This window comes from Gallibacter intestinalis, assembly GCF_014982745.1.
GTDB lineage: Bacteria > Bacillota > Clostridia > Peptostreptococcales > Anaerovoracaceae > Gallibacter > Gallibacter intestinalis.
The window spans coordinates 63,600-72,195 of the sequence record NZ_JADCKA010000009.1; the positions used below are offsets into that span (position 1 = coordinate 63,600).

18 protein-coding genes are annotated in these 8,596 nt (G+C 39.7%); all 18 read right to left on the bottom strand.

What is annotated here, in order from left to right:
• Positions 1-20: 20 nt before the first annotated feature.
• The 18 genes from INF20_RS06010 to INF20_RS06095 all read right to left on the bottom strand — a co-directional run bounded on the left by INF20_RS06010 (position 21) and on the right by INF20_RS06095 (position 8,450).
• Complete coding sequence (locus INF20_RS06010) at positions 21-1,481, bottom strand: phage portal protein (RefSeq protein ID WP_226385471.1); 1,461 nt, start codon at positions 1,479-1,481, stop codon at positions 21-23.
• A complete protein-coding gene (locus INF20_RS06015; protein WP_226385472.1) occupies positions 1,481-2,743 on the bottom strand; it encodes a hypothetical protein in 1,263 nt (420 codons plus the stop codon). Before INF20_RS06015 ends, INF20_RS06010 begins: the two co-directional genes overlap by 1 nt.
• Positions 2,736-3,128 carry a terminase gene (locus tag INF20_RS06020; protein ID WP_226385473.1) on the bottom strand — a complete coding sequence of 131 codons (393 nt, stop codon included), beginning with the start codon at positions 3,126-3,128 and terminating at the stop codon, positions 2,736-2,738. Before INF20_RS06020 ends, INF20_RS06015 begins: the two co-directional genes overlap by 8 nt.
• Positions 3,129-3,307: 179 nt before the next feature.
• Entirely contained in the window at positions 3,308-3,739 is a 432-nt protein-coding gene (locus INF20_RS06025) for a sigma factor-like helix-turn-helix DNA-binding protein (protein ID WP_226385474.1), read from the bottom strand.
• Positions 3,732-4,001, bottom strand: coding sequence for a nucleoside triphosphate pyrophosphohydrolase family protein (locus tag INF20_RS06030; protein ID WP_226385475.1), 270 nt, complete (start codon positions 3,999-4,001; stop codon positions 3,732-3,734). The genes INF20_RS06025 and INF20_RS06030 overlap by 8 nt, the downstream gene beginning before the upstream one ends.
• A complete protein-coding gene (locus tag INF20_RS06035) occupies positions 3,991-4,182 on the bottom strand; it encodes a hypothetical protein (RefSeq protein ID WP_226385476.1) in 192 nt (63 codons plus the stop codon). The genes INF20_RS06030 and INF20_RS06035 overlap by 11 nt, the downstream gene beginning before the upstream one ends.
• Positions 4,169-4,561, bottom strand: a complete 393-nt coding sequence (locus INF20_RS06040) for a hypothetical protein (RefSeq protein ID WP_226385477.1) — start codon at positions 4,559-4,561, stop codon at positions 4,169-4,171. The genes INF20_RS06035 and INF20_RS06040 overlap by 14 nt, the downstream gene beginning before the upstream one ends.
• Before the next feature lie 15 nt (positions 4,562-4,576).
• Positions 4,577-4,852: a DUF6275 family protein gene (locus INF20_RS06045; RefSeq protein WP_226385478.1), complete on the bottom strand. Its 276-nt coding sequence runs from the start codon at positions 4,850-4,852 to the stop codon at positions 4,577-4,579.
• A 2-nt stretch (positions 4,853-4,854) separates the two neighbouring features.
• Entirely contained in the window at positions 4,855-5,172 is a 318-nt protein-coding gene (locus tag INF20_RS06050) for a putative PDDEXK endonuclease (protein ID WP_226385479.1), read from the bottom strand.
• Positions 5,150-5,305, bottom strand: a complete 156-nt coding sequence (locus tag INF20_RS06055; RefSeq protein ID WP_226385480.1) for a hypothetical protein — start codon at positions 5,303-5,305, stop codon at positions 5,150-5,152. The genes INF20_RS06050 and INF20_RS06055 overlap by 23 nt, the downstream gene beginning before the upstream one ends.
• Complete coding sequence (locus INF20_RS06060) at positions 5,293-5,871, bottom strand: hypothetical protein (protein ID WP_226385481.1); 579 nt, start codon at positions 5,869-5,871, stop codon at positions 5,293-5,295. The genes INF20_RS06055 and INF20_RS06060 overlap by 13 nt, the downstream gene beginning before the upstream one ends.
• Entirely contained in the window at positions 5,840-6,010 is a 171-nt protein-coding gene (locus INF20_RS06065) for a hypothetical protein (RefSeq protein ID WP_226385482.1), read from the bottom strand. The genes INF20_RS06060 and INF20_RS06065 overlap by 32 nt, the downstream gene beginning before the upstream one ends.
• Positions 6,010-6,393: a single-stranded DNA-binding protein gene (locus INF20_RS06070; RefSeq protein ID WP_264175481.1), complete on the bottom strand. Its 384-nt coding sequence runs from the start codon at positions 6,391-6,393 to the stop codon at positions 6,010-6,012. Before INF20_RS06070 ends, INF20_RS06065 begins: the two co-directional genes overlap by 1 nt.
• On the bottom strand, positions 6,386-6,619 hold the full coding sequence (locus INF20_RS06075) for a hypothetical protein (protein ID WP_226385484.1): 234 nt from the start codon (positions 6,617-6,619) through the stop codon (positions 6,386-6,388). The genes INF20_RS06070 and INF20_RS06075 overlap by 8 nt, the downstream gene beginning before the upstream one ends.
• A gap of 63 nt (positions 6,620-6,682) precedes the next feature.
• A complete protein-coding gene (locus INF20_RS06080) occupies positions 6,683-6,964 on the bottom strand; it encodes a hypothetical protein (RefSeq protein WP_226385485.1) in 282 nt (93 codons plus the stop codon).
• A gap of 150 nt (positions 6,965-7,114) precedes the next feature.
• On the bottom strand, positions 7,115-7,600 hold the full coding sequence (locus INF20_RS06085; RefSeq protein WP_226385486.1) for a 3D domain-containing protein: 486 nt from the start codon (positions 7,598-7,600) through the stop codon (positions 7,115-7,117).
• Positions 7,585-7,728 (bottom strand): hypothetical protein, encoded by a 144-nt coding sequence (locus tag INF20_RS06090; protein ID WP_226385487.1) that lies wholly within the window; start codon positions 7,726-7,728, stop codon positions 7,585-7,587. The genes INF20_RS06085 and INF20_RS06090 overlap by 16 nt, the downstream gene beginning before the upstream one ends.
• The gene (locus INF20_RS06095; RefSeq protein ID WP_226385488.1) at positions 7,728-8,450 is read right to left on the bottom strand and encodes an ATP-binding protein; all 723 of its coding nucleotides are present in this window, start codon (positions 8,448-8,450) and stop codon (positions 7,728-7,730) included. The genes INF20_RS06090 and INF20_RS06095 overlap by 1 nt, the downstream gene beginning before the upstream one ends.
• Between the last annotated feature and the right edge of the window lie 146 nt (positions 8,451-8,596).

Sequence of the window (8,596 nt, forward strand, 5' to 3'; positions counted from 1 at the left end):
CTGTCTTTCGCTCCAATATGTCATACTATATCCTTGTCATCCAATAGTAATCTTGCTTCTTCCTCATCTAATCCTATCCTTACAAGCATTCTTAAAGCGTTGTTATACGTTAAATTGCCATTATTTCTCTTTGTGAGAATTGAAGTGATTTCATACATTGTAGGTTTTTTTGTATCCTCTTTCTCATTCGTCCTATTAGTCGGGAAATCAGTTGCGTATACCAAAGGATCTATATCACTATCAATACGCTCTATCTCCGACTGCACATCATCAACTACTGAAAGCACTTTAAGCTGCGTTTCTTTTGATGTGATGCCGGAAAGCTGCGCTGCTATCTGTGCTTCTTCAAGTAAGTTAGCAGGATAATTCTGTGTAAATTTAAAATCCAATCCTACCCAAGCATCTTTTGCCATACCTGAAATCGGATTGGAAAATATCAGTTTGTATCTGTTCTGCATTCCTGCTTTGAATTTTCTTTCCTTGGTTTTGGCAAGGTTACTCATCGCAAGCAGTTTGTATCTTAATGCAATTCCAGAAGAGTTGCCAAAATCCTCGTCTGAAATGTTAGCGCACATTGAAATTTGAAATATCAGTTTTTCAAGGCGTTTTATAAGGTTTTCTTGCGTGTTATCTCCATCTGGCTTTTGCAGAAACTCCACGATCACCTTTTCGCTGTCTAACCCTTCAAAATTGATGATTCTGTTCGCTCGCAGGTTCGCAAGTCCTTCTTGGTCTAATACTGCGCCCAAAACCTTAAGGTAGGCATCACCAAAATAATCAACATCGTTAGCCTTTTCGCTTATCGCCTTGTTATATGCGTTTATAAGGCTCATTACAGGCTCGAAGATGCCAATTTCTTCTTCGTTTTCCTTAAACTCAGTTGCAGGTACTCCATCAAAGCCATGTAAGCGCTCATCGGTCATTTTGAAATTGTTCTTATCAGTGAAGTATCTGGCCGTTCTATTATCTGATACAGAGCCATGTAAGACTCCGCCATCGTCTTTGTAAAGCCTTACAAAATACCTTGGAGTCTCTAGGACTGAGTCATCGTAAATCATGAATGCCTCTAGCGGTGATAGATAGGTGATGCCTATCTGTCCATCGTTATCGACATAGTACATTTCATACCCTTTGCCGTAGATTGAACATATCTTCGACAGTTCAGCGTTGTTGTCGTCCTGTCCATTGTATCTATCGATAAAATCTACATACTCAACAACCTTTTCATCAGTTCCCGTGGTTTTTACAGGAATACCAATAAAAAAGCCGTTCATGGTATCGACTATGTACTTTGCGAAGTTGACCGCAATTCTATTGTCCGGTTTCCATGAAGGCTTTGGTGGTGCTGTGAATATATCGTATTTCGTTTTGTATGCGTTTTGGAGCGGAACATACCTTGTTGTTGAGTCTCTTCTCCAGTCCGCTATAAACTCCGACAATTTAGATGGTGTTAGTTCTTTATCACTTGATAATCTATACACTATATACCTCCTTTAACTGGGTTATACTGTCTTCTGTTTTGCATAAGTCGTAAAAGCGATGCTGCGCTGTCCGGTGCATCGTCATGGTCTGCAAATTCCGAGTAATCCAGTATATTATCGATGTAATCTGGGTCAGTATCTTCAAGCCATTTAATTTTGTTCCAGTTACTTCTCAAATATGTGCTGATTTTGATGTATTTGTTTTCGTTCTCGTTATATGTTTTAACGGAAAATCCGTTTTTTTGCAGTTTTTCCGCAAAATAGCCTTTGTCGCCATTTTTTTCGCATGATATAGAACCTGCTCGAAGATGATTATGCAATCTTTTAATATCTTCGATGCAATCATCTGCATGTTTATCCCACAGTTTCCCAAATCCGATGATTTCATCGCCGTTTTGATGGAAAACGGTGTAAGCAGTGCTATCTTCACCGCCATAAGCGGCATCCACATGTGCCATACCGTTATATATGGCCGATATATCGCTTGTGAACTGCGGTTTTTTGAACATAGCGTCTTTATCGGCTATGTGTTTTAGTTCATAATTGGCAGCAAACAGACTGTCAGTCATAGAGCGTCTGAGTTCTTCTATTTTCTCTCTTGTTATGAGTCCAGTTGAGTAGCAGTCATATTTTTTGACATTGGGCATCATCGATATAACATCGTCTTTGTGCCACGGTGTACCACAGTTTATAAATCGTCCACCTCTGTTTAATACGTTCTGTAACTCCATGTACTGCGTTCTCGTGTTTTCTCTTTCCGCTTTACTCTTGCGGTCCTTAATATTGCAAATATCGTCTGTTATAACTATGTCTGCGTGTTTACCGGTTATAGAAGTGGTGATACCCAATCCAACAATCTGACTTGATCCTTTTGTTGATGTGCAAAGATTTGTATGTACTTCATTGGCGGTATCTTTTTCTATAATTAAGTCTTTACCATAGATTACTTGAACAATTCTCTGTATTACACCCGTTCTTAATATTTTCGCAACCTGTTTTAATACCTCTTGCACATCAGTATCGGTCTTTCTAAAAAAGATAACAAATTCATTAGGTTTGATTATTGTATGGATAGCTAAAAATAGCGATATGCATGTAGTCTTATACGAGCCACGATGCGCAAGTAACGTTTGGTCTTCTTTTGCATACAAAAAAGACTTAAGCCACTCATTATGGAGTGATGTTAAGTCTTTAAATCCGACAAAATGGCCTATCTTGTAGGGTTCGTGTTTTAAGAGGTATTTTATGTCCTCTCTATTCATTGAAGTATTCCTCCAACTCCTTTATAGTATCATCTATAGGTTTTGATACTTCTACTCTATTCACATATTCGTTTTCCATTTTGTTGTCTGTATCTATAGCTCGCATTCTGTCAGCAGTGGAAACTTTAGGGTCTCTTGCGATATCGGCAAGCATTTTTCTTTTTTCCCACCGTGTCATTAAAGCTTTTTCCTTTTGTTCTTCTTGTATTTCCTGATACCTCACCAAAACCTTACCAGAAAACAATTCGCTGGCTCTATTGTCAACTACATTATCTTTCCATTTTTTTGATGCAGGAAAAGCATCTCTGTACGCCTGTCGCTGACTCATGCCTGATATTAAGTTTTGCACATATTTTTCGTGTCTGGCATTCTTTAACGGCGCCATAATATACCTCTTTTCCTTAAAGTAAAACAGGAGCACTCCGCTCCTGTCTATGGAAGATATTTATGAAAGGAGGATTTCTCCTGACATTTCGGTTGCCCCTTTTGGGGCGTGAAGACAATCGCTGGGTTCTTCCCAACAGAGAAAAATGCTTCCCGATTTCGCACTTTTCCTTAATAAGATTATATCATGTCACTTTTGCTACTTCTGCTACACTTTTTCCAAAACCGATATATCTTTTTTTCAATCCCAGAGCGACTGTATCCCAACTTCTCTGCTATCTCTTCCTGCGTCAATCCATCATAATACCTCATTCGCATTATGGTTCGCATTTCAGAGTCATTTATACCATCAAGGAAGGTTTCTATATCATATATCCTCTTTTTAATTTCACGCTGTTTACGGCTCATTTTTTCTCTTATAGCAGGAAACTTGCTATTACCGTACCCTTCAGTGATTATTGTGTGAGGATGTCCGGTTTTATAATCCTTTGCTGTGTCCGCCACCTTTTCCTTAGGGAAGCATATAGCATCGATATATTCATCGTTTAGATGTCTGTATTCTTTTTTCAATGCTCGAAGTTGTTCACAATCTCTCTTTGTGATTTTATTCATTCTCTAACCTCATTTTTAGCCTATGTCTTTTCTGCTTCTTCCAGTCTGCAAGCTGTGCATCTGTAATGCCGTGTATCATCTTCGTCTGTTCAAGTATAATCTCGACATCTGCAACCTCTTCTGCGATGCGGTCAACGCTTCCAGACCCTCGAAGGTATTTAGTTATTTCCTTCTGCAACTCCGATAACTCTTCAACAGCAACTATTGACTGTGCTATCTTGCCATATTTGTTTATCACTTGCCTATACAGTCTATCTTCCATCGTCTACCTCGCTCTTCATGATATGCACTATCTGCTTCCTTGCCGGGTTATCCCGGAGCAGTTCTACCTTGTAGAACATTCCTCCGGTCTCCCATATGTTACCTACTGCTTTACATCCCAGTCCGCCCTTGCAGTAATCTTCTATCTTGGAACGGATGGCTGGGTCTTTAATCTCTTTCATTGGTATCATCTACCTCCTCGTTCCAGTATTCAACAAGGCAATCATTGCAAGTATTATACTGGCTACAATTGTGAGTTTTCCTTTTAGTTGTGTCTATAGATATAGGGCAAATTCTCAAGAACGCTTTAGTTCTTCGGTTTCTTTCTACACCCGCATTTGGATATATTTCAAGAAATTTATCCATTCTCGTCTTAACCGGATGTTCCTCTGCCCATTTTTCGACTATCTCTACTGCTTTATCTGCGTTTTGTGTTTCAAAAATCTTACATGATTTGTCGATACCGTTGTTATACCGCGATAGTCTGCATATTCTGCAATCGGTTTGACAGTTTAATGTCATTTTCCCTTTCAGTCTAAGGTATTTAACTGCGTCCATCATTTAACCTCCTTAATTCTAGACAACTAAAAAAGTGCTACAAATGTTATCCCACTTTTTATAAGCATCGAAATACATTTCTTGATTATCCCCGTTAAATGTTATTTCATAGTACATGCCATCTGATACAGGTGTACTTAATAACGCTTTGTTGTTTTGAAGAGTTTTGCAATACCAGACTACAAAAACATCATCAGCAGTTAAATCTTCTGTCGTGTCCGTTTTGTCTTTTTTTGAATTAAAATACTCTGCAACTTTTTCTTTGCATATTTTTATAAAAGTTTTACTTTCCATGTCTATTTAACCTCCTTGTACATCTCTATCCAATCCGCAAGCGGCTGTATCACCAGCCACTCACTATTGTTCTTTCTATGCATTACTACTGGCATTTCGCCTTTGCGTGCATCTGCTTTAGCCTGTGCCATTGCATCGTATAAGCTTAACCTTTCAGTTCTCTTGCATTCAATATGAATGCCCGGCAGTCCTATAACATCAGCATCGCCATTTGCTCCGCAGTACTGAACGGAGCGACGCGCATCATATCCATATTCACGAAGCCTCGCTGCCAGTTCTCGCTCTCCTCGCTTGCCTTTATCTCGTGACATTTTGCCCATGTTTCTCAACCTCTTTCAACTCTTCTTCCAGGTCTTTTAACTTTTGCTCGCACTGCTCTTTTTTTCTTCGTGCGTTTCTTAAACCTCTTTTAGTTTTGCGGATATCGTTGTGTATATCTTCTATATTTCGCATTGCTCTTCTCCTATAGTAAACACATTTAAATCATTTTTATTTTTGGGCAGAACATACTGCCTTAAGAACCTATTTGCGTACTGTGGCTGAATCATGCTTCTTTCAACTTGATTTCGCTCCGTTTTGATAGTTTTAAATTTGACTTCTTGAATAGGCTCAAACAGTATATTCATTTTGGGGTTGCAGTTGATAAACCAATACTGTGTAGGCTTTTTGTAACTATCGCCATTTATTCTCCGATCATTATCAATAACTCCTGGCTGAAGCGGCCAATATCTTGTGAGGAAATGCTGAGTTGAGTATGGATTTTCTATTATAAGAGGTATTTGCTTCTCAATGCACACAACCACCAACTTGCTAATCAATCCATAGAATTTGCTCATTTCTTCAACTTTCTCGATACTATATTTTAATTTCTGTGATATACTCCACTTCTTCATTCCTGGGTTCAATCCTCTCACATTTAATATGTTTTGGTCTTCGAATCTCGTGCAGGGGAAGAATGCTATCACAGTATCGTTTACACTGAATCCGTCAAAGATGCTTTGCCCCCCCCTCTGCAGCATTTTCGATTTCTGCGAATATGTCTACTACCTCATCAGTCTGATTGAAGTCGTTTAGTATGTCATAGTCTTTCGCTTCATAGCCGAGTTTAATCAACTCATTTTTAAAAGTTCCGGACTGTTCAAATAATAAGTGAAACATCAGAACGGTATATCCTCCTCATTTATTTCCGTAAATCCAGACGGTGTTCCGTCGCTTTTCTGCTCTCGGTCGCCCCATTCAAGGAACTCAACTCTGTCAGCAACCACATCTGTGGTATAAACTTTTCTGCCGTCTTTTTCGTAACTTCCCGTCTGAATGTGTCCTTGAATTGCTACCTGTCTACCTTTAGCAAGGTACTTCTCACAATTCTCTGCGGTTTTACCAAATACTATGATATTTGGGAAGTCTGCTCCCTTATCCTCGCCGTTCTTTCCCGGCATGCGGTTTATGGCTATAGAAAACCTTGCTACTGCCATACCAGTGTTGCTGTATCGCAGTTCTATGTCTTTTGTTAGCCTGCCTATCAATGTGACATTATTCATCTTTATCCTCCGTTCCTTCGCTAATACTAAACTGTCCAGCGTCTGCAATTTCATGGGCGTCTATTACGCATTTAATCAATTCACCTTTAGTGACTTTTCCTGTGATTATTAGAAAAACGCATACGCTTAATAACTCACTCAATAGTTGTTCGGTATCTCCTTGGATGGTTAAATCTGTTCCCGTCTTTCCACTCTTTTCTGCTTGTATCATTTCTGCTTGTATCATTTGCTATCCTCCTACATCGCTGCCAGTATCAACAGCGTAAATATTAATATCAATCCTATAACTTCACCTTTGCTCATATCCCTCTGTCTCTCTTATCACACCTTCTGCAGTCAGAGGGCCGATAACATAGCCACTGTCTTCCCACATTAGTTCTAATAGTCCTGCTCTGCTTCCGTATGTTCCCAAGCCTATAACTGCATCCCATATTCTTCGGCCATCTGTAGGACTGTACACTACTATCTGTTCTTTAATGCCATCTTCTGGCAATGGTATTCTTTTATAGAACGCTCCTTTCTGCTTAAGGACTATCTCTAATTTATTCATTTCTCGTAAATCTAACTTCATTTTCTGCTCCTCTTCTTTTTCCATCTGTTCCAAACATCGCACCGACTAAACATTGCTTCGACTACTGACATATTCATTATGTTAACAGTGCATCTTATGCTCTCGGTGCAGTATCGGCAGTTCAGACAGCATTTTTCTTGTAGTTTCTCGTTACGCACAAATCCATACTTCCCTGTCTTGTCTTCCATATTCTTCTGTCTCCTCGTGATTATTGAAGTAAATATCAATCACATTGCCTTTGACTGCTGAGCCTGTATCCTCTGCCGTGTATATTTGACCGTCAATGATGACTTGTGTTCCCAGTGGTATTACATTTGGATCAACTGCTATTGTCCGTCCTTCCTGTGGGATAGTTCCGCTCTTGGTCGGGCTGTCAGTCCATACTCCGCAGCATTTCTCACATTTGCAATATGCAGTTGTGCTGAATACCCCAGCAAATGTCGGTAAGTTACTTTCGATGCCGTCCATCTCGCTTTTCATTGCTTCGATGTCTTCATGCAACTGCTGGATAGCCTTGATTGAATTATCGTTGACCTGTTGGAGTTCAGTTTTAATTTCTTGCATCTGGTAATATCCATATCCCAATGCGATGAATATTATCAAGATTACTGCCATTGCTATTACTTTTCTTTGCATTTCTCAACCTCTTGCACGGTCTCTGTAATGACTCTGCTTAACCTGTTCATCTGTGCCAGTAGGTCATATAGACTGCCTTTAGCCTTAATTTTAATTTCTCCGTAGTTGTTTATTTTTAGGTTTATCATCATAACCTCCTGTTTCCAATCTTGCGTACATTCAGCACATACTTATCTGCTCTCTGATTTATGCGTCCTGCTATCGCTTCATCAATGTCTAATATCTCTTTCACACTTAACTCGCTGCTGAACAGCGTCGGCAGTTTAGAGATGTATCTTGCATTGATAATCTCAAATGCTAACTTGATATCCGCTTCTGTGACCGCTCCTTTGAAAAAGTCGTCTATGTATAGGACTTTCACTTTCTTGAGCCGTCTCATCTTCTCGCCGTACTTGGTATCATCGTTCACTAACGACTTAATCTCAGTGCTTTCATCTCTCCATTGCATGTAGTGAACCGGTATCCCTTGTTTAATTAGTTCTCCGCAGATTGCGGTCGTGATGTGAGTTTTTCCGCATCCGGACACTCCGGAAATGTACCACCAATAATCTTGATACTCATTCAGATATGTCTTTGCAGTCGCTTTTAAATTTGCGTTAGCCTTTTCTGTCTCCTCGTATGTGTCAAATGTCATGCTGTCTAATACTGTCTGTAGTCCGCTTTCGGCGATGTACTTTTCCTGCCTTTTCTGCTCCCTTGCTCTTATCTGACACTCGCATTCTTTTGCGTATTCGTATCCGTCAATCACTGTCTCAATATATCCAGTATCTTTGCAGATAGGGCAAGCGTATGTCGGCTCTGAAAGCGTTGGCCTTATGTCTGCTATTATTTTTTCAATGTCTGCTCTCATATGTCTCTCCCAAGTTGTAGTCCGTCATACCTCTCTGACTTTTCATGCCTTTTAGGGTCATCTCGATACCATTTCCACAAAGTAGCATAATGGTCATCGTATATTTTGCCACTGCTTTTCATGTATGTGGATAAATCCTCAATCCA

What these genes read in the sequence shown, in the direction of transcription:
- INF20_RS06015 (WP_226385472.1), bottom strand. Translation starts at nt 2,743, where the DNA reads ATGAATAGAGAGGACATAAAATACCTCTTAAAACACGAACCCTACAAG.
- INF20_RS06020 (WP_226385473.1), bottom strand. Translation starts at nt 3,128, where the DNA reads ATGGCGCCGTTAAAGAATGCCAGACACGAAAAATATGTGCAAAACTTA.
- INF20_RS06025 (WP_226385474.1), bottom strand. Translation starts at nt 3,739, where the DNA reads ATGAATAAAATCACAAAGAGAGATTGTGAACAACTTCGAGCATTGAAA.
- INF20_RS06030 (WP_226385475.1), bottom strand. Translation starts at nt 4,001, where the DNA reads ATGGAAGATAGACTGTATAGGCAAGTGATAAACAAATATGGCAAGATA.
- INF20_RS06035 (WP_226385476.1), bottom strand. Translation starts at nt 4,182, where the DNA reads ATGAAAGAGATTAAAGACCCAGCCATCCGTTCCAAGATAGAAGATTAC.
- INF20_RS06040 (WP_226385477.1), bottom strand. Translation starts at nt 4,561, where the DNA reads ATGATGGACGCAGTTAAATACCTTAGACTGAAAGGGAAAATGACATTA.
- INF20_RS06045 (WP_226385478.1), bottom strand. Translation starts at nt 4,852, where the DNA reads ATGGAAAGTAAAACTTTTATAAAAATATGCAAAGAAAAAGTTGCAGAG.
- INF20_RS06050 (WP_226385479.1), bottom strand. Translation starts at nt 5,172, where the DNA reads ATGGGCAAAATGTCACGAGATAAAGGCAAGCGAGGAGAGCGAGAACTG.
- INF20_RS06055 (WP_226385480.1), bottom strand. Translation starts at nt 5,305, where the DNA reads ATGCGAAATATAGAAGATATACACAACGATATCCGCAAAACTAAAAGA.
- INF20_RS06060 (WP_226385481.1), bottom strand. Translation starts at nt 5,871, where the DNA reads ATGCTGCAGAGGGGGGGGCAAAGCATCTTTGACGGATTCAGTGTAAAC.
- INF20_RS06065 (WP_226385482.1), bottom strand. Translation starts at nt 6,010, where the DNA reads ATGTTTCACTTATTATTTGAACAGTCCGGAACTTTTAAAAATGAGTTG.
- INF20_RS06070 (WP_264175481.1), bottom strand. Translation starts at nt 6,393, where the DNA reads ATGAATAATGTCACATTGATAGGCAGGCTAACAAAAGACATAGAACTG.
- INF20_RS06075 (WP_226385484.1), bottom strand. Translation starts at nt 6,619, where the DNA reads ATGATACAAGCAGAAATGATACAAGCAGAAAAGAGTGGAAAGACGGGA.
- INF20_RS06080 (WP_226385485.1), bottom strand. Translation starts at nt 6,964, where the DNA reads ATGAAGTTAGATTTACGAGAAATGAATAAATTAGAGATAGTCCTTAAG.
- INF20_RS06085 (WP_226385486.1), bottom strand. Translation starts at nt 7,600, where the DNA reads ATGCAAAGAAAAGTAATAGCAATGGCAGTAATCTTGATAATATTCATC.
- INF20_RS06090 (WP_226385487.1), bottom strand. Translation starts at nt 7,728, where the DNA reads ATGATAAACCTAAAAATAAACAACTACGGAGAAATTAAAATTAAGGCT.
- INF20_RS06095 (WP_226385488.1), bottom strand. Translation starts at nt 8,450, where the DNA reads ATGAGAGCAGACATTGAAAAAATAATAGCAGACATAAGGCCAACGCTT.